The organism is Acholeplasma sp. ORD1043 (genome assembly GCF_057808485.1).
In genome coordinates this window covers 70,794-94,004 of record NZ_JAQLOJ010000003.1, presented here as the reverse complement: position 1 = coordinate 94,004, position 23,211 = coordinate 70,794, and the positions used below count along the sequence as shown (strand labels likewise).

Annotated in this window: 23 protein-coding genes and 2 pseudogenes; 3 read left to right on the top strand and 22 right to left on the bottom strand. The window is 32.1% G+C overall.

The window, feature by feature from the left end; translation table 11 throughout:
* Positions 1 to 2 precede the first annotated feature (2 nt).
* The 3 genes from PG914_RS02090 to PG914_RS02080 are packed head-to-tail and all read right to left on the bottom strand — an operon-like array spanning position 3 to position 3,901.
* Positions 3 to 1,253, bottom strand: coding sequence for an L-rhamnose isomerase (locus PG914_RS02090; RefSeq protein WP_488822024.1), 1,251 nt, complete (start codon positions 1,251 to 1,253; stop codon positions 3 to 5).
* The gene (locus PG914_RS02085; RefSeq protein WP_488822023.1) at positions 1,237 to 2,694 is read right to left on the bottom strand and encodes a rhamnulokinase; all 1,458 of its coding nucleotides are present in this window, start codon (positions 2,692 to 2,694) and stop codon (positions 1,237 to 1,239) included. Before PG914_RS02085 ends, PG914_RS02090 begins: the two co-directional genes overlap by 17 nt.
* Entirely contained in the window at positions 2,684 to 3,901 is a 1,218-nt protein-coding gene (locus tag PG914_RS02080; RefSeq protein WP_488822022.1) for a Gfo/Idh/MocA family protein, read from the bottom strand. Before PG914_RS02080 ends, PG914_RS02085 begins: the two co-directional genes overlap by 11 nt.
* Positions 3,902 to 4,054: 153 nt before the next feature.
* Between PG914_RS02080 and PG914_RS02075 the strand changes: the two genes are divergently transcribed.
* A complete protein-coding gene (locus PG914_RS02075) occupies positions 4,055 to 4,816 on the top strand; it encodes a DeoR/GlpR family DNA-binding transcription regulator (protein WP_488822021.1) in 762 nt (253 codons plus the stop codon).
* An 84-nt stretch (positions 4,817 to 4,900) separates the two neighbouring features.
* On the opposite strand, the gene PG914_RS02070 is transcribed toward PG914_RS02075, so the two are convergent.
* The 6 genes from PG914_RS02070 to PG914_RS02045 all read right to left on the bottom strand — a co-directional run bounded on the left by PG914_RS02070 (position 4,901) and on the right by PG914_RS02045 (position 8,863).
* Positions 4,901 to 5,470, bottom strand: coding sequence for a hypothetical protein (locus PG914_RS02070; RefSeq protein WP_488822020.1), 570 nt, complete (start codon positions 5,468 to 5,470; stop codon positions 4,901 to 4,903).
* Between the two features lie 119 nt (positions 5,471 to 5,589).
* Entirely contained in the window at positions 5,590 to 6,354 is a 765-nt protein-coding gene (gene tpiA / locus PG914_RS02065; protein WP_488822019.1) for a triose-phosphate isomerase, read from the bottom strand.
* A 2-nt stretch (positions 6,355 to 6,356) separates the two neighbouring features.
* Positions 6,357 to 6,602: an HPr family phosphocarrier protein gene (locus PG914_RS02060; protein ID WP_205735507.1), complete on the bottom strand. Its 246-nt coding sequence runs from the start codon at positions 6,600 to 6,602 to the stop codon at positions 6,357 to 6,359.
* A 15-nt stretch (positions 6,603 to 6,617) separates the two neighbouring features.
* A complete protein-coding gene (locus PG914_RS02055; RefSeq protein ID WP_488822038.1) occupies positions 6,618 to 7,166 on the bottom strand; it encodes a helix-turn-helix domain-containing protein in 549 nt (182 codons plus the stop codon).
* 5 nt (positions 7,167 to 7,171) lie between these two features.
* Complete coding sequence (locus PG914_RS02050; RefSeq protein ID WP_488822018.1) at positions 7,172 to 8,371, bottom strand: phosphoglycerate kinase; 1,200 nt, start codon at positions 8,369 to 8,371, stop codon at positions 7,172 to 7,174.
* A 93-nt stretch (positions 8,372 to 8,464) separates the two neighbouring features.
* On the bottom strand, positions 8,465 to 8,863 hold the full coding sequence (locus PG914_RS02045) for a competence protein ComK (protein ID WP_488822017.1): 399 nt from the start codon (positions 8,861 to 8,863) through the stop codon (positions 8,465 to 8,467).
* A 75-nt stretch (positions 8,864 to 8,938) separates the two neighbouring features.
* On the opposite strand from PG914_RS02045, the gene PG914_RS02040 reads away from it, so the two are divergent.
* Positions 8,939 to 9,643, top strand: a complete 705-nt coding sequence (locus PG914_RS02040) for a hypothetical protein (protein WP_488822016.1) — start codon at positions 8,939 to 8,941, stop codon at positions 9,641 to 9,643.
* Between the two features lie 18 nt (positions 9,644 to 9,661).
* Here the strand turns inward: PG914_RS02040 and thpR are convergent, their stop codons facing one another.
* The 6 genes from thpR to sufC form a co-directional block, all read right to left on the bottom strand.
* Positions 9,662 to 10,186: an RNA 2',3'-cyclic phosphodiesterase gene (thpR, locus tag PG914_RS02035; protein WP_488822014.1), complete on the bottom strand. Its 525-nt coding sequence runs from the start codon at positions 10,184 to 10,186 to the stop codon at positions 9,662 to 9,664.
* Between the two features lie 61 nt (positions 10,187 to 10,247).
* Complete coding sequence (sufB, locus tag PG914_RS02030) at positions 10,248 to 11,657, bottom strand: Fe-S cluster assembly protein SufB (RefSeq protein WP_488822013.1); 1,410 nt, start codon at positions 11,655 to 11,657, stop codon at positions 10,248 to 10,250.
* Between the two features lie 3 nt (positions 11,658 to 11,660).
* Positions 11,661 to 12,095: a Fe-S cluster assembly sulfur transfer protein SufU gene (sufU, locus tag PG914_RS02025; RefSeq protein ID WP_488822012.1), complete on the bottom strand. Its 435-nt coding sequence runs from the start codon at positions 12,093 to 12,095 to the stop codon at positions 11,661 to 11,663.
* A gap of 10 nt (positions 12,096 to 12,105) precedes the next feature.
* Positions 12,106 to 13,308, bottom strand: coding sequence for an aminotransferase class V-fold PLP-dependent enzyme (locus PG914_RS02020; RefSeq protein ID WP_488822011.1), 1,203 nt, complete (start codon positions 13,306 to 13,308; stop codon positions 12,106 to 12,108).
* Positions 13,308 to 14,174: a SufD family Fe-S cluster assembly protein gene (locus tag PG914_RS02015; RefSeq protein WP_488822010.1), complete on the bottom strand. Its 867-nt coding sequence runs from the start codon at positions 14,172 to 14,174 to the stop codon at positions 13,308 to 13,310. Before PG914_RS02015 ends, PG914_RS02020 begins: the two co-directional genes overlap by 1 nt.
* A gap of 1 nt (position 14,175) precedes the next feature.
* On the bottom strand, positions 14,176 to 14,943 hold the full coding sequence (gene sufC / locus PG914_RS02010) for a Fe-S cluster assembly ATPase SufC (protein WP_488822009.1): 768 nt from the start codon (positions 14,941 to 14,943) through the stop codon (positions 14,176 to 14,178).
* A gap of 219 nt (positions 14,944 to 15,162) precedes the next feature.
* Here sufC and PG914_RS02005 point away from each other — a divergent pair, with 219 nt between their 5' ends.
* Positions 15,163 to 16,092 carry a hypothetical protein gene (locus PG914_RS02005; RefSeq protein WP_488822008.1) on the top strand — a complete coding sequence of 310 codons (930 nt, stop codon included), beginning with the start codon at positions 15,163 to 15,165 and terminating at the stop codon, positions 16,090 to 16,092.
* A gap of 31 nt (positions 16,093 to 16,123) precedes the next feature.
* On the opposite strand, the gene PG914_RS02000 is transcribed toward PG914_RS02005, so the two are convergent.
* From PG914_RS02000 to PG914_RS01970, 7 genes and pseudogenes are all read right to left on the bottom strand, one after another.
* On the bottom strand, positions 16,124 to 16,855 hold the full coding sequence (locus tag PG914_RS02000; RefSeq protein WP_488822007.1) for a hypothetical protein: 732 nt from the start codon (positions 16,853 to 16,855) through the stop codon (positions 16,124 to 16,126).
* Positions 16,852 to 17,235 carry a hypothetical protein gene (locus tag PG914_RS01995; RefSeq protein WP_488822006.1) on the bottom strand — a complete coding sequence of 128 codons (384 nt, stop codon included), beginning with the start codon at positions 17,233 to 17,235 and terminating at the stop codon, positions 16,852 to 16,854. The genes PG914_RS02000 and PG914_RS01995 overlap by 4 nt, the downstream gene beginning before the upstream one ends.
* Positions 17,235 to 17,966, bottom strand: a pseudogene (locus PG914_RS01990) (ATP-binding cassette domain-containing protein); the annotation flags it as partial. The gene PG914_RS01995 and the pseudogene PG914_RS01990, both read right to left, overlap by 1 nt.
* 408 nt (positions 17,967 to 18,374) lie before the next feature.
* Positions 18,375 to 18,662 (bottom strand): annotated as a pseudogene (locus tag PG914_RS01985) (ATP-binding cassette domain-containing protein); the annotation flags it as partial.
* Between the two features lie 5 nt (positions 18,663 to 18,667).
* The gene (locus PG914_RS01980) at positions 18,668 to 20,152 is read right to left on the bottom strand and encodes an oligopeptide/dipeptide ABC transporter ATP-binding protein (protein ID WP_488822005.1); all 1,485 of its coding nucleotides are present in this window, start codon (positions 20,150 to 20,152) and stop codon (positions 18,668 to 18,670) included.
* A complete protein-coding gene (locus PG914_RS01975; protein ID WP_488822004.1) occupies positions 20,152 to 22,053 on the bottom strand; it encodes an ABC transporter permease in 1,902 nt (633 codons plus the stop codon). Before PG914_RS01975 ends, PG914_RS01980 begins: the two co-directional genes overlap by 1 nt.
* Positions 22,053 to 23,150, bottom strand: coding sequence for an ABC transporter permease (locus PG914_RS01970; RefSeq protein WP_488822003.1), 1,098 nt, complete (start codon positions 23,148 to 23,150; stop codon positions 22,053 to 22,055). The genes PG914_RS01975 and PG914_RS01970 overlap by 1 nt, the downstream gene beginning before the upstream one ends.
* Positions 23,151 to 23,211 lie beyond the last annotated feature (61 nt).

The following is a 23,211-nucleotide window of genomic DNA, read 5'->3' as shown; positions in this document are numbered from 1 at the left end:
GTTTAAACTCTTTCTTTTAGATTTTTTTCATACGCTTTGATAACATCCATAAATTCGATACCGACTTTCTTATCTTCTTTTTCACAGATGTAATCATAGATAATGCCATAAGGTAATGATTTTAATTCTTCCATGAGTGCTAAGCGCATAGTGTAATCGTTTTGTGATTCAATTTGTTTTAGTAATTCTTTTGGTTCTAAGAGTGCTCTTAGTAATGCTTTTTGAGTATTTCTAATACCAATCACCCAAGCGGCAATACGGTTAATTGAGGCATCAAAGAAATCTAATCCAATGTGTACTTTATCTAACAGGTCATCTCTAACGATTGCTGCCATGATATTATTTAGTTCATCATCATTTGAAACAACATGATCTGAGTCCCATCTTACTGGTCTTGAAACATGGAGTAATAGATTATCAACAAATAATGACATGGCAGAGATTTTATCTGCAATAGATTCAGTTGGATGGAAATGACCGCTATCTAGACATACTGCAATATCTTTTTTAGCTGCATATCCTAAATAAAACTCATGTGAACCAGTTGTGTAACTTTCAGCACCGATTCCAAATAACTTACTTTCAACAGCATCTAGCATGTAGGCTTTTGGATAAGATGTTTCTAATACTTCATCAAGTGCCTCTTTTAAGATTTTTCTTGGGCTTAATCTTGAATACGGATTATCTTTATAACCGTCTGGTATCCAAATGTTACATACACTCTTAATCCCTAGGTTTTCACCAAAATAAGCTGAAATCTTTCTTGAACGTTTAACGTGTTCTATCCAAAAGTTTCTAATTTTGTCATCTTTATTTGAAAGTGTGAAACCATCTTTTGAATTAGGATGGGCAAATAATGTTGGATTAAAGTCTAGTCCTAAATCATTTTTCTTTGCCCAATTCAACCAAGATTCAAAATGCTTTGGTTCAATTTGATCAAGATCAATCTTTTCATCACTTTCGGCATAGATTGCATGCAAATTAATCTTATGTTTATAAGGAATCAGTGATAAAACTTTTTCTAAATCACTTCTTAATTCGTTCGCAGTTCTTGCGCGATATGGATAATTTCCAGTAACTTGGATGCCACCTGATAATTCCTCATTGAATAAGAAACCACCGACATCATCGCCTTGCCAGCAATGAATTGAAATTCTTACTTTACTTAATTTATTGATAGCTTCATCAACATCTACACCATATTTTTTATAGATTTGTTTAGCTACTTGATATGCATCATTCATGATTTTCATTCCTTATGAGTTCAATATATTTTTGATAAATATGAGATAAATCTCTTTTTGGATAATAAATTTTTTCTGTTCGTTTAAAGTATGCTTGTTTAACTTCTTTTTCTGTTTTTTTATTCATTGCCATGTATTGAACAATAGCATTTCCAATAGAACTGGCTTCTTTAAACTTAACTTTAACTGGTATTTGTAGGATATCTGATGTTAACTGATTCATCAGTTCACTTTGAGTACCGCCACCAATGATGGTTAAACTTTCAATATGTTTTTTAGTAATTATTTCTAAGATGTCTAAGTTATAGCGATACTTACAAGCTAAACTATAAGCAAAACTTGTTAAGTAATCTTCTAAACTGATTGCTTCTTTTTGATTTGTTTTTCTAAAATAGTTCTGGAAGTTTTGCATCATGTTTTTATTGTGGATAAATGATTCATCATCTAAATCAACAATTGAATCAAATGATAAATTCTCTTGTACGAGTTTGTCACAATTAGATAAGTTTTCTTGAGTAAGAGTGACATTAAATTGTTGAAGTAATAGATTCTTTGCCCAAAATCCAGTAATGTTTTTTAAGAATCTTGTTTTTTCTTCATATCCTATTTCATTTGTAAAATTGTATTTAAATGATTCATCATTAATTACTGGATCATCATTTAGAACCCCTAATAAACTCCAGGTTCCAGATGATAAGTACGCTTCATTTTCCTCTAAATCAAGTGCGAATATTGCAGATGCTGTATCATGTGAACAAACTGCTAACACAGGTACTTTAGGAATTTTCAACTCTTTTTGAATGTCTTCTTTGATGTCCCCATAACTTTCACCCGGTTTAATGATTTCAGATAACAATTTATCTATTCCTAAACTATATACTTCTTCTATATATGATTTAGTAAGTGGGTTATATAAGCTTGTAGTTGAAAGATTTGTGAGTTCGATGCGCTTATTTCCGGTTAGAAAATATGCAACCAAATCAGGAATCATTAAAATCTGATCTACTTCATTCATTTCTTCATAATAATTTAAGTCATGTACAATTTGATTGATTGTATTGAAACTTAAATGCTGAATCCCGGTTTTTTTATATAGCGCTTCATTTGAAATAATGTTTGATCTTAATTTCGAACCAATTAATGTTCTTTCATCTCTATAAGCTATTGGATTTCTTAAAAGTTTCCCACTTTTTGAGATTAATCCATAATCACATCCCCATGTATCTATCCCAATCGATTGGATATTCGGTTCTTTTTGAAATGCAATTTTGATACCTTTTTTTACTTCTTTGATAATTGAATTGAAATCCCACATCAGATAGTTTTGACTTTCAATCATCTTTGTTTCAAAACGATGAACTTCTACTTGATTAAATTCTTGAGCAAAATAATTAATATACACTCTGCCAGATGATGCACCTAAGTCAATTGTTATATGTTTACTTTCCATCATATAAATCCCAATTAGCTTGTGATTCAACCACTTGTCCATCTTTTAATCTAGATTCTTCCGCATCAAGTGCTACAAAGTGTGATTCGATTGAATAATTGATATTTGTTAAAAAGTCAGTATCATTTTTAATTGCCCGAATAAACTCAATTAATAATTGATTATCGCCACCTGAATGATGAGATAAATCATCTGTTAAAGTACTAATATCAATCTTATAATCCTCATCTCCAAATGGTAGAACCTCAATGATGTTTGAGTCTAAGTCACCTAAGATTTCACCTTTGGTTCCTTTAATCTCAATTCTTCTATGCGTCTTTTTAGAAAATGCTGTCATAATGAAGGTTGCTGAAGTGCCATCTTCAAACTGAATTAATAATGATTGATTATCTACAACGTTGTTATCCATTTCAAATACTGATTTACCGTAACTTAATTCATTATTTTTAAATACTTCGTGAACATCTGGGTTTTCTGTAAAGACTTTCATCCAAGATGGATTTTCTTTATAGAATTTAATTGGATCGTAAATCTTTTCATCCATCGGATTTGTTGGTTTATTTTCTTTTTTGAAATAATATAGACTACCAAAAGATGAAACACGTTTAATTCTTTTACCCTTTAAAAATAAAAGAATATCCACATCATGACATGATTTAGCAAGAATCATCGGTGATGATGTCTCACTATTACGCCAATTACCTCTCACATATGAGTGCGCATAATGAAGGTAACCAACATTTTCTGTTTGGTGGATATTCACAATATCTCCGATTTTTCCATCGTCGATAATAGATTTTATTGTTTGATAAAATTTGGTATATCTAAGTACGTGAGCAACAGCAACTTTTCTACCTAGTTTATTAGCAAGATCTCTAATTTTAATAATCTCATCCTTATTAGGTGAGATTGGCTTTTCAAGTAAAATATCATAGCCTAAGTTTAAAGCTCTAATTGTCTGTTCATAGTGCGCTCTATCCATAGTAGAGATCACTAAAACATCAGAGATTTTCCCCTGACTAAAAAAGGCTTCTTCATTATGAAATAGTTTATCTTTTGAAATGCCATATTCATTTTCAATCATATGATATTTCTCTTGATTTATCTCACATGCAGCTACCAAACTTACTTCATTTGAATATTTTTTTATAGCGTCAGCAAAAACACGACCGCGTTGGCCAAAGCCTAAAATAGATACAGTAATCATGCTGTAATTCTCCCCCGTGATGTAAAGCGTTTTCATCTTATACACATATTATAACAAAACGACTGAATAAGGTCAATTATTGACTGAATTATTGACAATACGCCAAATATAGTTTATAATTCAGTCATATTCGCTCATTATAGGAGGATAGTTATGTTAAATGAACGGCAAAACCAAATCCTAGACATCATAAAAGAGCACAAATCTATTTCAACAAAAAAATTGATGGCTATTCTTTATGTAAGTGATTCAACCTTGCGTCGAGATCTTGGATTTATGGAGAAACAAGGGCTTATTATTAGGGGGCATGGTTATGCTACCTTAGTTGAGTCAACATCTACAGAATCACCAATTGCAATCCGTGTGAATACTCAAGTTAAAGAGAAAATGAAGATTGCTCAAGCTTGTGTACAATTTTTAAAGGATAATGAAACATACTTCTTTGATTCAAGTACTACAGTTGGTTATCTATTACCTTATCTTAGAAATTTCAACAATGTGAACGTGATTACCAATGGATTAAATAACGCATCCATTCTTACAAACATTCCAAACAGTAGAATGTATTTAACCGGCGGTGTCATTTATGCTAAAACTAATTCAGTTTTAGGGCCAGATACAATAAACTACATTAGAAACTTTCATGCCAATATGTTTATCTTCTCTTGTGGAGGTATTGACCTTACAACAGGTATTACTGAAGCCTCATATGAACAGTCATTAGTCAAAAGAGAAATGTTAGAACGTTCTAAAATCCATATATTATTAGTTGACCATACTAAATTCAATAATATTCTAATGTGTCAAACAACCACTTTCGAAAATATTCACTATGTTATTACAGATAAAGAACCACCGGAAGAATTTATTCAATTATTCAGACAATCTGGTACAAAACTGATTATTGCATCATAAATCTTTTGAAACCAAATGATTATCCAGTAACTTAAAATATAAAAATCCCCTAGGACACCTAAGGGATTTTTATATTTGTACGATTTAGTAGTGTTTTAGTTTTCTAATCAACTTATATAATAAGTATATTAACAAGAACGGCATCATCATTAATAGTAAATTAAAGGAGAATAATACTGTTACAAATGAGAAACCATTCATAAGTGTGGAAAGTATAAGGATAAAAACTATAGAGATAACATATATAAAACTAAAGAATGTATCAATTTTATCGTACTGACCAACAATTTCTTTAGATTTTAAATCAATTAAGTATCTTGTGATATAAATGATCGAAGTAACAACCATATATCCTTGAACCATAAATACTAAATAAAACAGATAAACTTCAATTGAAAATAGTCTAAACTCTCGATAAACCTGCTGACCATATAAGATCAAATATAAATTACCAAGTAATAGACCAGCTAAATCTCCTAAAGTATGAAACGGTTCGTCATCTTTAGACTTGAAAAATTTAAAATATACTAAATAAAGGATGCCATAAAGGAGAGGAAAGATAAATATAAGTTCTATTTGAGTAAAGTAAAAGTACCATAAGAAGTTTAAAACCGCGATAACCAGATAACTTATTTTAAAGAGACCTAATTTCATTCAATCACCTTCTAAGTTTTTAGATTTACTTTATTTCATATGTATTATTTTATTTTTATCGATGATTTGCTTAAAAAGGCATAATAAAAACCCTGAAATCAATCAGGGTTTTATCGTTTTTACTTGTTTAAAGCAGCATCTGTGAAGACTAAGAAGTTATTTGGATCAAGTGCAGCACCACCGATTAATGCACCATCGATATCACTTTCAGCAAGTAATACTTTGATGTTATCTGGTTTAACTGAACCACCATAAAGGATTCTTACACCTTCTGCAACTTCATTACCGTAAAGTTCTGCAACTTTAGCACGTACATCTTTAATTGTGTCGTTTGCCATTGCAGGGGTCGCAGTTTTACCTGTACCAATAGCCCATACTGGTTCATAAGCGATAATAGTCTTTAAAGCTTCTTCAGCAGAAACACCTTTGAAGGCAATTTCTAATTGTGAATCTAATACATTCTTAGTTGTACCATTTTCACGTTCTGCTAATTGTTCACCAACACATAAGATTGGTGTCAATTCATGCTTGAATGCAGCATGCATTTTTAAGTTTACAGTTTCATCTGTTTCATTGAAGTAACTTCTTCTTTCTGAGTGACCAATTAAGATATACTCAGCACCAGAAGTTTGAACTTGTGCAGGTGAGTTTTCACCAGTGAATGCACCTTCTTCAGCATAGTGCATATTTTGAGCACCAATTCTTAAGTTATCGCCTTCACGCTTAACTAATAAGTTTAAAAGGATAGCTGGTGCACAGACAACAGATTCTACTTTGTCTCTTGTTGGAACTTTTTCATTGACTGCGAATATAAAAGCTAAAGCCTCATCTTTAGTCTTATACATTTTCCAGTTAGCAGCAATTACAGGGATTCTTTTAGCCATGATTAACCTAAGATCGCTGCAATATCTTTGATAGCATCTTCAGCATGAGGTCCTGATGCAACAATTTTTACGTTTTCGCCTTTAGGAACAGCTAAGCTCATTAATCCTAAAATTGATTTTAAGTCGACAGTTTTGTCTTTGTAGTATAATTTGATGTCTACTGCATATTTAGAAGCTGTTTGCACAACTTTAGCGGCTAATGTAGCATGTAAGCCGGCTGTTGATCCAATAATAATTTCTTTTTCCATAGTATCTCTCCTTATTTAAAACATAGGTGGTGTAGATATCCAAAGTACCTTAGCGATACTGTTACCTGTATTTATTATATAATGTTCTTTGTTTGCCATGTAGTAAAAGGTTTCACCTTTTTTTACAATAAAGCGTTTTTTATTAAGAACGAGTGTAACCTGTCCTTCTAAAACATAACCGAATTCTTCGCCTGGGTGACTATCGTCAATCGTAGATTGACCACCTGGTTTAATTTCGATAATGATTGGTTCCATTTCATATTTAAGAGCGTTTGGAACAATCCAGGAAATTACTGAACCTAATTCAGCTGACTCTTTCTCATAATAATCTTCTTTTGTAAATACAATCTTTGCGTCTTCATCTTCCGGCTTTGAGAAAAACTCGTAAGGTTCGACACCCAAGACTTCTAGTATTGCAAATAATGTTTGAATCGAAGGGGAAGTTAGGTTGTTTTCTAGTTGAGAGATATACCCTTTAGTTAATTCTAGTCTATTCGCTAATTCTTCTTGGGTTAAATTATTTCCTAATCTTAAAGCTCTAATCTTTTTCCCAATGTCTAACATCATTATTATTTTTCGTGAACGGCAGCAATACCTGGTAATACTTTACCTTCTAGGTATTCAAGTGATGCACCGCCACCTGTTGAAATATGAGAGAACTTATCTTCTAAGTTGAACTTAGCAACCGCTGCAGCAGAGTCACCACCACCAACGATTGTTGTAGCATTTGGATAAATATCAGCTAATGCTAATGCGACTTGTTTTGTACCATTAGCAAATGCTTCCATTTCAAATACGCCTTGAGGTCCGTTCCATACAACAGTTTGTGCAGATTTAATGATTTCAACAAATCTTGCTACTGTCTTAGGTCCGATGTCTAAGCCCATTTCATCAGCTGGAATTGCATCGAAGTCTCTAACATTTGTTTCAGTGTTTGCATCAAACGCTTTACCTGTAATAACGTCAAAGCCTAATTCAATCTTGCCATTAGCTTGTTCTAATAATTCTTTAGCTAAATCAACTTTATCTAATTCAACTAATGATTTACCAACTTCAAAGCCTTGAGCCTTTAAGAATGTAAATGCCATACCACCACCGATTAATACTTTATCAGCGATCTTTAATAGGTTTGTAATAACTTCAATTTTATCTGAAACTTTAGCACCACCTAAGATAGCGACAAAAGGTCTCTTAGGGTTTTCTAGTGCACCACCGATGAAGTTGATTTCTTTTTCTAATAAGAAACCAGCAACTGCTTCAGTAATGTTTGCTGAAATACCAACGTTTGAAGCGTGTGCTCTGTGTGCTGTACCGAATGCATCGTTAACAAACACGTCACCTAATGAAGCCCAGTATTTACCTAATTCTTCATTGTTCTTAGATTCTTTGTTGCCATCTAAGTCTTCAAAACGAGTGTTTTCAAACATTAATACATCGCCAGATTTCATTTCTGCGATTGCATCTTCTAATTCTTTACCACGTGTAACTGGTACAAACTTAACAGGCTTGTTGATTAATTGACTTAATCTTTCAGCAACTGGTTTCATTGAGTTTGTAGCTTTGTCATCAGCAGTTTTAATTCTACCTAAGTGTGAGAATAGAATTGCTTTACCACCTTGTGCAATTACATACTCAACAGTAGGTAATGCTGCAACAATACGTGTATCATCAGTAATTGAACCATCTTTTGCAAGAGGCACGTTAAAGTCGACACGTACTAGCACTTTTTTATCTTTTAATACAAGATCTTTTACAGTTTTCTTTGCCATAATATAGACTCCTTTAGTTTTTATCGTTTAACCATTTGTTATTATACCATGAAGAACATTATGATTTCATCATATAAGTGAATGAAAGTGTATTCATACTAAACTTTCACGATATTTAAGAATCTTAAATATATGCTTGGAAATTCGAATAAACTCATTGTATTTTAAATCTAAATCTAAAACCTCATCTTCGAATGTGAGTCTGGTATATTCATCTACCTTTTCTGATTTATCGATAGCAACAAAATTAATGAAAATATTGTCATAACTTTTTAAACTTTTAGTATAGAAAAACACCTTAAAATCAGAGATTACAATCGGTGTCTTATATTTAATTCCTAAAATTTCTCTTGTGGTCTTTAAATAGCCCTCAAGTGTAAAAAGATTTTCTTTACAAAGTAAGTTTATTGCACCTAATGCACTTCTAGCCATGACTTTCTTTTCAGGATACGAAACGCCACCATTGATTTCATTTTTAATGTAGTAAATCATTTTAGACCTCACTTATAAAACCTATTATAGTGTTATAACATTAAAAGAAAAGAACTAAATGAAAGGTTTCCAAATATGCATAAAATTTCGTATTTAAAACCACTTCTAGACAAGAATTTAAGATTTTTATATGAAACCATTTCTAAACATTTACACAATTTAGAAAGTTTAGTTGATACTAAACAAATTGATAGTTATCAAACCGATCTTAAAGCCTACTTAAATGGTTATACCAAGAAGGATAGTTTGTTTAAAGATTTAAGAAAAGCTGAGAGTTTTTCATATCCTATTCATACACCAATACTGCTAGAATATGCTAAATTTAAAAATCAATATATTATCAACAATAAACTTAAAACATTAGATGATTTATATTATTATTGTAAACATACATCAACTCTATCATTTCTTCTATTAATTTGTGGTGAGGATTTCTTAAAACCACTCGAACTAATCAATGATGTTGCACAAGTTGATGTACTTACAGATATCTTAACTAATTTCCAAGTACTACAAAAAAAGGGCGATATTAACTTTCCTTTAGCGTTAATTAATGATTATGACATAGACTTCACATTAGAAGGTAACTACCTCTTAAATGCTAAGTTTATTGCTATGTGGGATATGCTTGCTTATAAAGTCTTTATGCTTATTCAAAACTTATCTGGTAAAATGCATTTATTTGAAGATGTTCATCAAATCATTTTACGAGAGTTTTTAAAAGATATTAAACAAACCTTAATGAATTTTGAAAAAACTGTCATTAAAGTCAACCGATAAAAAAGGGCAAACGCCCTTTTATTTTAACTTTATTGTAGTTAATGGTTCATAGATTACTTTATTGTTTGATTTAATACTTTCATATAAATGTATTCTATCAATTTTTACTGTCAGTGGTTTAACATCAATTTTTTTATATTCAAAATCTTCTTCAAACTTAACATCTTTTGCTAGAGCAATATGTGCAGATAAAGATTCTTTATATTTAAATCCTAGGCTATTGACTGCATTTTTAATCTTTGTAAAGAGTAATTCTAATTGTTTCATATCACCTTTTAAGCCGACACCAAATAAATCTTTTTGAAAGTAATTTAACTTAGATAAGGTTAATTCAAACTTTTGTTCTTTCTTCAAAAACTCTAAAGCTCGATTTAGTAGATAAACATCCGTAATTAACATTTCACCTAAAAAGAAAAGATATAAGTGATAATTTTCCTTACTTTGTTCTTGGAATGTGACCGCATGGTTTAAAGTTTCCTTAGATAATGTTGATAAATAGTCTTTCACCTCATCATCTAGAGGAATACCTATAAAAAGTCTCATTGTTATACTCCTTTACATATATTATATAAAAAAAGAAAGGAATATATCCTTCCAATATTTATTAACCGATTGAGCCTTCCATTTCAAGTTTAATTAATTGATTTAATTCAACTGCATATTCCATTGGAAGTTCTTTAGAAAATGGTTCAATGAATCCCATAACGATCATTTCAGTTGCTTCTTCTTCAGTTAAGCCACGGCTCATTAGATAGAATAATTGTTCTTCTGAAATCTTAGAGACTGTTGCTTCATGTTGTAAGAAGACATCACTGTTTTTAATCACGTTTACTGGAATTGTATCTGATGTTGACTCACCATCTAGAATGATTGTGTCACATTCAATATTTGATTTTGAACCTTTAGCTTTCTTACTAAACATAACCTTACCACGATAGTTAACTTTACCACCACCACGTGAGATTGATTTAGATACGATTGAAGATGTTGTATTAGGTGCTAAATGAATCATTCTAGCCCCTGCATCTTGCCATTGGTTTTTACCAGCAAAAGCAATAGAAATTGTTGTACCTTTTGCATGTTCTCCCATTAAGATACATGATGGGTATTTCATAGTAATTTGTGAACCGATGTTACCATCAATCCATTCCATATGTCCATTTTCATAAACATGTGCACGTTTTGTTACTAAGTTTAAGACATTAGATGACCAGTTTTGGATCGTTGTGTAACGACAAGTAGCATCTTTCTTAACAATAATTTCAACAACAGCACAGTGTAATGATTCTTTAGAATATGTTGGTGCTGTACAGCCTTCAACATAGTTTACATAAGCGCCTTCATCAACAATGATTAAGGTTCTTTCAAATTGTCCCATTTGATCTGAGTTAATTCTAAAATATGATTGTAGCGGTTTAGTTACTTTTACACCTTTTGGTACGTAAATAAATGAACCACCTGACCAAACTGTTGAGTTTAAGGCAGCATATTTATTATCATTTGGTGGAACAACTTTACCAAAATATTCCTTGAATAATTCTGGGTACTCTCTTAAAGCAGTGTCTGTATCCACATAAATAACACCTAAGTCTTCTAATTCTTTCTTAGTTGCATGATAAACAACCTCAGATTCGAATTGAGTAGAAACCCCTGCTAGATAGTTTCTTTCTGCTTGTGGAATACCTAAACGTTCAAAAGTATTTTTAATTTCTTCTGGTACATCATCCCATGAATTCTCTGCACGATCTGATGGTTTAATGTAATAAGTGAATGAATTAAAGTCGATAAAGGATAAATCAGGACCCCAATCAGGATTCTTTAGCGTTTGGAATTGTTTATAAGCTTTTAATCTAAAGTTAGTCATCCATTCTGCTTCATTTTTAATTGTACTAATTTGTTTAACGATATCTTCGTTAATACCTTTACCTGTATCCATAACAGGTTTTGAGTCTGTTACGAAACCGTATTGATATTCACCAACGATATTGTCAATTTTCTTTTTGGTATCATCCATAGGTCAATCTCCTTTGTAAGATTCTAGTCCTTTTTCATATGCTTTCCATGCGAGTGTTGCACATTTAACACGCGCAGGTAGCTGATGGACTGTTTGATAAGCAATGGCATCGCCATTTAGTATTGTCTCATCATAAGGTTTTCCAGTAATGAGTTTGGAAAACTCGCCAATGACATTTAATGCATCTTTAACTTTCATACCTTTTAGTGTCATTGATGCGACACTTGCTGATGAACAACAAATTGAACATCCTGTGCCTGCCTGACGAAGGTCTATGATTGTATCGCCTTCAACTTTTAATTGAACAACAATATCATCACCACAGGTTGGGTTATTTAAATGTACCGTGAGATAAGTCTCATCATTAAGAAGTCCTTTATTATGTGGTCTTTTATAATGATCCATAATGACTTCACGATAAATGTTTTTTAAGTCCATATAAGTCCTTTCAAAGTGCTTTGAAAAAGTCTCTTGTTTCTTTAACTGCTTGAATAAAAATATCACAGTCTTCAATTGTGTTATATACACCAATTGATAGTCTAACGGTTGCTAATTGATTTAAATACTTCATTGTTAATTGGTTACAATGATGTCCAGCACGTACTGCCACGTTATATTGATCTAAGAAAGACGCTGTATCATGAGGATGAAGATCTTTAATATTGAAGGTGATGATGCCTGATTTAGCATCTTTATTATAAATTTCAATATCTGCTTCATCTTTAAGTTTTTCAATAATATATGATTTAAGTTCTAATTCGTGTTGGTGAATATTCTTAAGACCCACTTTTTTCAAGAATCTAATTGCACCAGTTAAGCCAATAGCCTCTGCAATTGCAGGTGTTCCTGCTTCAAAATTATAAGGCAATGCTTTAAATGAAGAACCAGAAAGGTTTACTTTATCAACCATTTCTCCGCCAAATTCAGTTGGACGAAGTTGTGTAATTGATGCTTTCTTCCCATATAAAATACCAATTCCGTTTGGTCCGTACATCTTATGTCCAGAAAAGACTAAGAAATCAACATCCATTTTCTTCACATCAACTTTTAAATGCGCAATACTTTGAGCAGCATCAATGACAGTTAATGCGCCAACTTTTCTTGCTAATTTAATCATTTTTTCAACTGGAGCGATATCACCCATAACGTTTGAAATATGATGGGTTATAACTAATTTTGTTTTCTTAGTTAAAACTGATTTGAAATTCTCAACAGTAATCTTTCCATCTTCTAGTGGAATAAACTTTACAACAAGATCTTTTCTATATGCTAATTCTAACCAAGGAAGTAAGTTTGAGTGGTGTTCTAATTCGCTTAAGATAATTTCATCTTTAGCCTCTAGAAGCTCATCAAATGAACGAGCTAACATATTTAAGCCATGCGTGGTTGATTTAGTGAAGATCACTTCATCTTCTTCGGCATGAATAAATGATGCGACTTCAACTCTTGCTTCTTCGTAAAGCGTTGTCGCTTCACTTGCTAAGCGATAAACCCCTCGATGGACATTAGTTCCATTAAAACTTAAGTAGTCATTCATTCTAGATATGACATCTTTTTGTTTTAAGGAAGATGCAGCCGAATCAAAAAAACGTAAGTCCGGATATTTTTTATATATAGGGAATTGTTTTCTTAATTTAAGGGCATTTAACATTATATTCTCTCGTTTACAATTTCAATTACTTGATTTTTAATTTGTTCGTCATCAATTTCTTCGATGACTGGATGTAAGTATCCATTAATGATTAATTTTTGAGCATCAGCTAGTGATAAGCCTCTACTACGAAGATAGTATAATACTTCTTCTTCTAATTTACCAACAGTTGCAGCATGTCCAGCTTTAACATCAAATTCATCAATAATTAAAATTGGGTTAACATCAATTTGTGCTGCATCGTTTGTAATAATACCTTTTAGTGTTTGGAAATCTGATGAATTTTTCATACCATTTTCGATTTGTCCAACACCATTGATTCTTACAATACCATTTTCGCCAGCGATACCAATGTTTAACATTTCAGCAACAGTTTGCGGTGCATAATGCACCATTCTAACATCTAAGTTTTGTTCATGATTTAAACTTGATACTGCAATTGTTCTAAGTTTTAAATTAGCACCTTTACCATTTAAATCTAAGTGTAATTTAACATCCACTAAATCTGAGACAAAACCACCAATGAATTCTAAATTAGAATCTTCATAACTTTTTGAATTGAAATAAAGATCTGATTTATGGTTATGGATATTAGCAATAAATAAGAATTTAACATTTGTATTTGGTTTTGCTTCTAAATTGATTGTATAGTTTGATGGTTCAGTATTGAGATCTTCAATATCTAAAATAAATTTAATTTGGGTTGATTCTTCAATTTTGATTAATAAATCACTAATGACTCTGTTAACTAATTTGATAGTGACTGTATCTTCGAAAACTTGGCGTTTAGCTACAGTTAAGGTTTTCCCATCAAAAGTTATGCCATTAGGAAGACTTGCGTTATTTCCTAATAAGATTTGACTCATATTATTCTTTACCAATCTCGAAATCAATACCTAATTCTTCTTTAACCCATTCATAACCATTTGCATCAATCTTAGAAATTAATTCTGCACCACCTGTTAAAACGATTTTACCGTTGATCATAATGTGAACGTGAGTCGGTTTAACATAGTCTAAGATACGTTGGTAGTGAGTAATTAAGATACAACCGAATTTATCTGAAACCATACCATTGATGTTTTCACCAACAATTCTTAATGCATCGATGTCTAAACCTGAGTCGATTTCATCAAGGATTGCAAATTTTGGTTTTAATGTTTTTAATTGTAATATTTCATTACGTTTTCTTTCACCACCAGAGAAACCTTCGTTTAGGTAACGGTGTGGTAAATCTTCACGCATTTTTAATTCTTGGGCATTCTTTTCATATTCCATGATGAACTTAATTAAAGGCATTTCTTCGCCGTTTACCGCTTTAACCGCACTTCTCATGAAGTCAGCGTTTGTCACACCTGAAACTTCTTGTGGGTATTGCATTGCTAAGAATAAACCAGTTCTCGCACGTTCATCAACTTCCATCTCTAGTAAGTTGTTATCATCTAAGAAAGCTTCACCTTCTGTGATTTCATATTTAGGATGACCCATTAATGCTGATGCAAGTGTACTTTTACCAGTTCCATTAGGACCCATAATTGCGTGCACTTCGCCAGAATTAACAACAAGGTCTACACCTTTAAGAATTTCTTTTCCTTCGATTTGTACATGTAAATTTTTTACAGTTAATGTCGCCATATACTTCTCCTTCTAGTTATTATTCAACTAATTATAACACTTTAAGTGTTAATCATTCTTGCTAATACTTATGGATATTACAAATTCAAACTATTTTCAAGATTTTATGTGATTGCTGCTAATTTTCTTGAAAATATGCCATATCATCAACATTATGTTAAGGAATTGGCTAAAATATGGTATATTATTTATACGTTTGTAAAGGAATGAATATAACATATGATTACACAAAATAACCGTTCTAGGTTTTTAGAACTTATCTTAATTTTCTCATTCATTTTATTAGCTGATATTATCACGATCATTATGCTAATATATGTTGCACCACACTTTGATTTTATTGGTATACCAGACCTTTTTATTTACCCTAAAACTTTAGTGGATTTAACGGTATTACTCGTAAGTATATTATACTTGAAAAAGAAAATACCTAATGTTAGAAAATCACACTTAAGAACTTTAGTTCTTATCGCATTTGCTTTCATCTTAGTTTATGCAATGACGCTATATACTTATAAATACTTCTTAATTACCTTTGTTATGGATTCTATTAGAACGATGATTCAAGGGCCATCTTCACTTTATTTATATAAGACTTTAATCCATTATCCTTGGTTAAATTATGTTTCAGTAATCTTTGGAAGTGCAAACTCAGAATTCTTTATGATGATTACATCACTTGCAGTATTTTGGTGGTTAATGAGAATGGATAAAATTGAGGTTGTGGCTGAAGAAAAGAAACCATTTGATGAATTTGTCTTATCAAGAAGTTTGTTCCCAATAACCCTTTTATTAACCGTTATGACATTCTTATCAATTAACCTTTTTAAACTCTCATATACTTGGCTTGAAGGTATTGAGGTCATTATTGGTTTAACTGCTTTCATGTTAATTATTCCAGGATTTATTTCAGCACTAAAGATAAGAAATACTTCAAATTATCAATATCCTGATTACATTAAGAGTAATTATCAAAAACTTAAAGTTACAACGCTAATTAATTTTATCTTAATGCTTGGTTTAGTCGGTTTCAATGTTTATTTAAATATCCTGGGCATGGGTACTTATAGATCATTAACTACAGTCGTTAGCTTAGTACTATCCTTATACTTATTCATAAAAACACATCGTGTTGACTCGCTTATATAAAATAAAAGGTATCCCTGATGGATACCTTTTTTTATAAAATATTTTGAATTGTTTCAATATGTTCTTTGTAGTAAAGACTTGGTCTGTAGTCTTTTGAATAAAGCATAACTGCTTTACCAGACTTTTCATGTATTGCAACATTAATCGTTGAAATAATACCACGCTTTGTACGGATGAAGACAATTTCACTAATTGCTTCTTTAATCTTATCTGCTAGTTCTTCTTCTTTTCTAATTTGAGTAATATATAATTGTCTAATTCTTTGTTTGTTTTTATATGCCTCATCTACTAATTGGTTCACATCATCATCAACTTGATCTAAGAAGTATGAGTATTCCTTATTTGTTAACTTAACAATGATGCTCATTGTGTGTTGAGGTCTTGTCTTACTAATTGTATCTTTATGTGTCTTATAGTAAAGATTATAGTTACTTGTTTTTCTATGTAGTTTATAACCTTGATTTAGTAAAACCTCATCAATTCGATCAAATGGTTTTAATTTAACAACCGAAATAGGATCACCAGCATTATTTCTTATTCTAATGAAATAAGACATATTGGTTGTTCTATCAAGGGCATTTTTAAACCATGTTGATGAAACTAGTAGAATGATGATTGGTATAACGATAACAAAGAACCTAGTATTTTCATCTTCTATATATATCCAAGCTAAAACAACGCCTGCAATCGATAGCAAGGCTATTAATGCAAACGTTGTGATTAGTGTTATGAATTTGCGGTTTATTTTTTTTATATCGCTCATTTTATCCAAATTAATAAGATTAAGCCCGCTATGATGATTAATAGAGAACTTAGGAATATCTCTAAGAAGATCGTAGTTTTAATTTCAGTATTTTTTGTAGAGATATAATCTCTATACTGAGGATAACGTGATTTAAACTTAGATGACACTAAGACACCTAATGCGTATCTTAATGCAAAGAAACTCGCATAAGCACCTGTAATTGCTACAAGCGATGGTAAGAAAATTAATATCCCCATGACAAATAGCGAATCAGATACTGTTTGAAGTGAAATGTATGTACTAAATCCTTCTGGTTGAACATTAATCCAGAATAAATGTAGTAATGCTACAAGCACTAACTCAATAAGTAGAACTATGATAAATCTAATTGGTTTCATTATTTAGCTAATTTCGCTTGATATGCTTTGAATTCAGCATCATTACAATAAACGAAGTGATTTGGTTCTACTTCTTTTAATGAAGGTAAATCAGTGCTGTAATCATGCATAGCAGGGTTATACTTCTTGATTGCACCTCTTGCTTGCTCAAATTGAGGGTCAGGTAGAGGAATTGAATCAAGTAGAGCTAATGTGTAAGGGTGTAGTGGGTTGTTAAAGATTTTGTCTTTATCGCCCATTTCAACAATCTTACCATAATACATTACCGCAAGACGATCTGAGAAGTATTTAACAACTGATAAGTCATGGGCAATGAAAAGAATCGTGATACCTTGTTTTTCTCTTAATTCATTTAATAGGTTAATAACTTGAGCACGAATAGAAACGTCAAGAGCAGAGATTGGTTCATCAGCGATGATAAATGATGGATTAACAACAAGTGCACGTGCGATACCAATACGTTGACGTTGACCACCTGAGAATTCATGTGGGTAACGTGAAGCATGTTCTGGTACAAGACCAACTGTTTTTAATGCTTCTTTAACGCGTTCATCAATTTCTTTTTCATTTCTTACACCATTAATGCGTAAACCTTCAGCAATGATTTCTTTAACTGTCATACGAGGATTTAAAGATGCAATTGGATCTTGGAAGATCATTTGCATTTTACGCATTAATAAGCGGTTTTTACGTAATAAGCTATAACGTAAGTTAGCAATGTCTTGGTTTTGACGGATGCCATTTAATTTTAATTCTTTTTTATATTGAGTAAGTTCAGTATTTAATTCATTGAACTTTTCTTTTTCTTCCTTATTACCCTTTAATTTAGCAACCTTAGGTTCTAAGTCTGAAATTAAGTCTTTTAATCTGTTATTATCATCAGCATATTTAGCAAGAATTTCTTGATATTCAGGAAGATTTTCTAAATCTTTAACTTTTTCTAAGCCTTGAGCATCTACATGACGTTCAAAGTTTTTATCTAGTTTAGCTTGACGTAAGAATTCAAATTGAGTTCTTTCAAATGCTTTGAAATCTTCATCAATTGCTTTCTTTTCTGCAGCATAAGTTTCTTCTGAAATTGCTTGTTTAGATAGTTTTTCATCTAAATTTGCAATCTTAGCATCAACTTCAGCCTTTTTAACAGAAATTGCTTCTTGATAATTGTTTTTAGCTTTCTTAACATCCGAGATGATTCTTGTACCGTGGAAATAAACTTCTCCACCAGTTGATTCATAAAGTTTAATAATTGTACGGCCAGTTGTTGTTTTACCACAACCAGATTCTCCAACTAATGAGAAAACCTCACCTTTATAAACTTCAAATGAAATGTCATCTACTGCTTTAACCCAAGATTTTTGTGATCCAGAGCCGATTCTAAACCATTGTTTAAGTCCATCGACTTTTAATATTGTTTCTCTTTCAGCCATGTCACTCAATCCTTTCTTACTTTTTCTCTATCTTTGAAAGCTTCTTGATATTTCTTATTACGTTCACTAATGATTTCAGGCATTTCTACCTTTGGTGCATCTGGGTGTAATAACCAAGTTGCAGCATAGTGTGTATCTGAAACTTTAAAGAATGGTGGTTGTTCTTCGTAATCAATCTTTAATGCAAATTGGTTACGATCAGCAAATGCATCACCTTTAGGTGGGAATAGCATGTCTGGAGGTGTTCCTGGAATTGATAAGAGTTTACCTTTAGTTTCTAAGTCAGGAACTGATGATAATAATGCCCATGTATATGGGTGTTTTGGATTGTAGAAGATTTCTTCTGCAGTACCATATTCAACGATCTTACCAGCATACATTACAGCTACACGGTCAGCCATGTTAGCAACAACACCTAAATCGTGGGTAATGAAGATTACTGATAAATCACGTTCTTTTTTAATATTCTTAATTAAGTTTAAGATTTGTCCTTGAATTGTAACGTCTAACGCAGTTGTTGGTTCGTCACAAATTAAGATTTCTGGGTCAGCTGTTAATGCAATCGCAATAACGATTCTTTGTCTCATACCACCAGAGAATTGAAATGGATATTGTTTAAAGCGTTTAACTGGATCAGGGATACCAACTTCTTCCATGATCTTAATTGCTTTTTCATATGCTTCCTTCTTAGTGACTTTGAAACGACGGCGGAATTGTTCATTAATATCTGCACGTTCTGCAATCATTAATTTAACTGAATCTAATCCTGAAACACGTTCGTTTTTAATCTTTTCATCGATTAAAGCTAATTTTTCTGCACGTTCTGCTTTTACTGCTGCAATTTCTTTTTTGATTTGTGCTTTAGCACGTGATTTTGATTCTAAGTATGCAGTTTTAAAGTCAACTAAAGTTGCTTTAATACCTGCAATCTTAGTTTGTGCTTCTTGCTTAATATCTGCAATCTTTGCTTTCTTTTCTGCTTTAGATAAATCATTATTGATATTTACTTCAAAAATTTCAGCTGTAGTTTTTTCTTTGATTAAACGAATAGCAGTTAATTGATTTAAATAATCATGATATTCTTTGTGGTATAAATCTCTAAAGCGATTTTTAACTCTATTACCGTTAACTAACATTGCTTCAGTAATTTGCTTACCAATACGCATAATTGGGTTTAAAGCTGATAATGGATCTTGGAAGATCATACCAATCTTATTACCACGGATCGTATGGAAGTTTGCCTCTGATAACTTAGTTAAGTCTTGGTTAGCGTAGTTAATTTCACCTTGGTCAATGATTGAGTTACGAGCTAAAATGCCCATAATCGCACGGTTTGTTTGAGATTTACCAGAACCTGATTCACCAACGATTGCTAGTGTTTCACCTTTGTGAAGGTCAAATGAGATGTCACGTACAGCACGAACTAAACCATTTGGTGTTCTGAATGAAATACTTAAGTTTTTAACTTCTAATACTTTTTCTTTTTTCATTATGAGTTACCTCTCAATTGTGGATTTAAGGCATCTCTTAACGCGTTACCAAACATGTTAAATGTGATCATTAACAATGCAACAATTAATGTTGGGAAAATAATCAGCCAGTAGTTACCAGCAAACATTTGTGCTTGACCGTCACTTAAGATAACCCCAATTGATGTACCTGTAAGGTCAATTGGCCCAATTTTTAAGGATTGTCCATTACCAATACCAAATCCTAAGAATGATAGGTTAACTTCTAAGAAGATAACTGATGGAATAGATAGAATTGTTCTTGTAACAATTGTACCTAAAGCATTTGGTAAGATGTGTTTGAAGATGATTCTTGCATCAGACGCACCTAAAGTACGAGCTGCAAGAACATATTCTCTACCTTTATAACGATAGAATTGTAAACGAGTGATTGCCGCAGCACCAATCCAACCATCATAGATGATAAAGACGAATAATGCGAAGAATCCAGGTCCCATTAAGACCGAGATAATACCAATCATTGTAATTTGAGGGAATGAACCCCAAATATCAACGAATCTTTCCATTAATAAGTCAACTTGACCACCGTAGTAAGCTGAGATAGCACCCCAGATTACGCCGACGATAATGTTAACTAATGAACCAAGTAAACCTAAGATTAATGAAGTTCTAAGACCTAACCATAACATAACAAATAAGTCATGACCAAATGAGTCAGTTCCGAAAATAAAGTACGGTGCTTCTTCAAATCCTAATGCATATAAACCATCCATTTGAACAGTATATGTAGTATACGGAATACCACCGATGACTTGAGTTGTTACGTTAGTTACTGATTTAATTGGCCAATCGCCATCAAATGTCCATTTATTTGGGAATAATGGGTCATTCACCTTAGCATCTAACATGCCAGGATTCTCTTGAAGAATTTTGTTATATTCAGTATCACCAATACGTTTTTCTCTAGGTGATTTTAACGCACTATAAGCATCATATCTAAAGTCTGCAACGATCATATAACCATTTTCACGTGCATAACGACCTGAGTCATTAAGTTCATCAACAACAAATCCACCAAATTGTGATAGTGAATAAGCTGTATAAGTAGCCACTGGGTTATCAAGACTGTTCTTAATGACGACTTGTTCAAGTGTAATTCTTTCTTGACCAGTTGTTGAAACTTCATCTAATTGGAAACTTAATAATAAATATCCTGATGTACCTTCCGCTATTTGAGTAAACGGATCAATTGTTAGAACACCAGCATCTCTTGTTTCACCAAGTAAAGTTACATTGTCCCAAGAACCAATACCAGCACCACTTGATTGAGTTGTAAAGTAAACCGCTAATCTAGCATTTTCAGCAATTTCTTTAATTTCAACTTCAATATATTGGCCTGTGTTAAATGTTCTTTGAGGAGATGCGACTGTATAGTTTTTGTAACCAAAGTCAATATAAATATTGTTTGTTCCACCAATAACATTTGCGTTATTTGTGTTGGTATAAACGATATGATTTGTTAAAGTGTTAAAGTCAATGTATTCTTTGTAAGTTGTTGCATTGACTGGATAACCAAGACCAGTTTCTGGATCGATAGTTGAATAGTCAATTACACGGTTTCTTCTCATTGTATAACCGTCTAAAATACCAAAGTTTTCTAAAATTGGTACTCTTGGAGGTAATAACATTAAGTCACCATTAGTTTCTTCATAGTATCTTGATGGTGTAAATGTTGGCACGAAGATACTAAATAAAATCATGATTAAAAGAATAATTGTAGATGCAACGTTGTATTTATTTTTACCAAATCGAATTAATGCGTCTTGGAAATAAGAAAGTTGTTTAGTTTTTAATGGTTTATCGACTAAACGCTCATTTTCTTGGACGAGAGTGAAATACTCTTTAGAATATTGCTTTTCCATTATTTCTTCGCCCCCATTCTAATTTGTGGATCAATGATACCATATGATAAGTCCACGATTAAGGCAGTTGTTAAACCAATAACGCTATAGAATGCATTTGAAGTCATAATAACGTTATAGTCATAGTTACCTTGTGTTAATGCTTGAAGGGTAACAGTACCAACCCCTGGGATGGCATAAACTCTTTCTAGAATGAATGAACCACCTAGTAAGCCGGCAAATGAACCAATAACTGTTGGAACCATCGGAACCATTGAGTTACGGATTGCATGGCGCATAACTGCTTGTTGGTGAGATAAACCTTTAGTTTTAGCAAGTAAAACAAATTCAGATGTTAAAACTTCTGATAACTCTGCTCTAAATAAACGAGTTAAACCAGCGATAGCAGGTAACCCTGCAGCGATAACTGGAATTACGAAACCAGATGCAATAACTTGAGCTGATTCCTTTTCTAACAGTGGGAATAATGTTGGCAACCATTTTAATTCATAACCAAAAATAATGACTAATAAAAGAATAAATACTAAGCCTGGTAATGAAATAAATAGCATGATTAAGATCTGCATTAAGTTATCAACAAATGTATCTTTTTTAAGCGCAGCTATAATACCAAAACCAAAACCAAATGGTAGGTAGAATAGTAAAGTAAGTACGTTCAATGCTAATGTAAGTGGCATAAACTCTGCGACAACACCAAACGCTGGCTGGTTGATCTTAATCTTAGTTGATAGACCCCAATTCCATTCGGTTACGATGTTTTCCACCCATTTGAAATATTGTGTTGCAATTGGAACACGGGTAAATACCTTAATTACTTGAGAATTACCGATTGGGTTAACAACGAAAACTGTAGAGTTAATTCTAGGATCTGTTTGTTGTAAGTTTGTGACATAAGCGCGATCTTCTGCGTTATTATAGTCAAAATACTCAACGGTGTAGTATCCATCATTAACTTGTTGAGTTAACCATCTGTCCTTATCTGTATTTTTAGTTGGTGGATATTCTGGCGCAAGTTTCAGTAACACGAATGTAATTGTAAGTGTTACGACCAATATGATGAATATCCAAATGACTCTCTGTATAATGTATTTTGTCATTTCTATCATCCTTCGCTTCTAGTTTTTTTTATATACTATAAATAAAATATATTTGATTATA

Excerpts from the sequence above, each read along its gene's own strand:
- PG914_RS02090 (WP_488822024.1), bottom strand. The coding sequence starts at position 1,253 with ATGAAAATCATGAATGATGCATATCAAGTAGCTAAACAAATCTATAAA.
- PG914_RS02085 (WP_488822023.1), bottom strand. The coding sequence starts at position 2,694 with ATGGAAAGTAAACATATAACAATTGACTTAGGTGCATCATCTGGCAGA.
- PG914_RS02080 (WP_488822022.1), bottom strand. The coding sequence starts at position 3,901 with ATGATTACTGTATCTATTTTAGGCTTTGGCCAACGCGGTCGTGTTTTT.
- PG914_RS02075 (WP_488822021.1), top strand. The coding sequence starts at position 4,055 with ATGTTAAATGAACGGCAAAACCAAATCCTAGACATCATAAAAGAGCAC.
- PG914_RS02070 (WP_488822020.1), bottom strand. The coding sequence starts at position 5,470 with ATGAAATTAGGTCTCTTTAAAATAAGTTATCTGGTTATCGCGGTTTTA.
- tpiA (WP_488822019.1), bottom strand. The coding sequence starts at position 6,354 with ATGGCTAAAAGAATCCCTGTAATTGCTGCTAACTGGAAAATGTATAAG.
- PG914_RS02060 (WP_205735507.1), bottom strand. The coding sequence starts at position 6,602 with ATGGAAAAAGAAATTATTATTGGATCAACAGCCGGCTTACATGCTACA.
- PG914_RS02055 (WP_488822038.1), bottom strand. The coding sequence starts at position 7,166 with ATGTTAGACATTGGGAAAAAGATTAGAGCTTTAAGATTAGGAAATAAT.
- PG914_RS02050 (WP_488822018.1), bottom strand. The coding sequence starts at position 8,371 with ATGGCAAAGAAAACTGTAAAAGATCTTGTATTAAAAGATAAAAAAGTG.
- PG914_RS02045 (WP_488822017.1), bottom strand. The coding sequence starts at position 8,863 with ATGATTTACTACATTAAAAATGAAATCAATGGTGGCGTTTCGTATCCT.
- PG914_RS02040 (WP_488822016.1), top strand. The coding sequence starts at position 8,939 with ATGCATAAAATTTCGTATTTAAAACCACTTCTAGACAAGAATTTAAGA.
- thpR (WP_488822014.1), bottom strand. The coding sequence starts at position 10,186 with ATGAGACTTTTTATAGGTATTCCTCTAGATGATGAGGTGAAAGACTAT.
- sufB (WP_488822013.1), bottom strand. The coding sequence starts at position 11,657 with ATGGATGATACCAAAAAGAAAATTGACAATATCGTTGGTGAATATCAA.
- sufU (WP_488822012.1), bottom strand. The coding sequence starts at position 12,095 with ATGGACTTAAAAAACATTTATCGTGAAGTCATTATGGATCATTATAAA.
- PG914_RS02020 (WP_488822011.1), bottom strand. The coding sequence starts at position 13,308 with ATGTTAAATGCCCTTAAATTAAGAAAACAATTCCCTATATATAAAAAA.
- PG914_RS02015 (WP_488822010.1), bottom strand. The coding sequence starts at position 14,174 with ATGAGTCAAATCTTATTAGGAAATAACGCAAGTCTTCCTAATGGCATA.
- sufC (WP_488822009.1), bottom strand. The coding sequence starts at position 14,943 with ATGGCGACATTAACTGTAAAAAATTTACATGTACAAATCGAAGGAAAA.
- PG914_RS02005 (WP_488822008.1), top strand. The coding sequence starts at position 15,163 with ATGATTACACAAAATAACCGTTCTAGGTTTTTAGAACTTATCTTAATT.
- PG914_RS02000 (WP_488822007.1), bottom strand. The coding sequence starts at position 16,855 with ATGAGCGATATAAAAAAAATAAACCGCAAATTCATAACACTAATCACA.
- PG914_RS01995 (WP_488822006.1), bottom strand. The coding sequence starts at position 17,235 with ATGAAACCAATTAGATTTATCATAGTTCTACTTATTGAGTTAGTGCTT.
- PG914_RS01980 (WP_488822005.1), bottom strand. The coding sequence starts at position 20,152 with ATGAAAAAAGAAAAAGTATTAGAAGTTAAAAACTTAAGTATTTCATTC.
- PG914_RS01975 (WP_488822004.1), bottom strand. The coding sequence starts at position 22,053 with ATGGAAAAGCAATATTCTAAAGAGTATTTCACTCTCGTCCAAGAAAAT.
- PG914_RS01970 (WP_488822003.1), bottom strand. The coding sequence starts at position 23,150 with ATGACAAAATACATTATACAGAGAGTCATTTGGATATTCATCATATTG.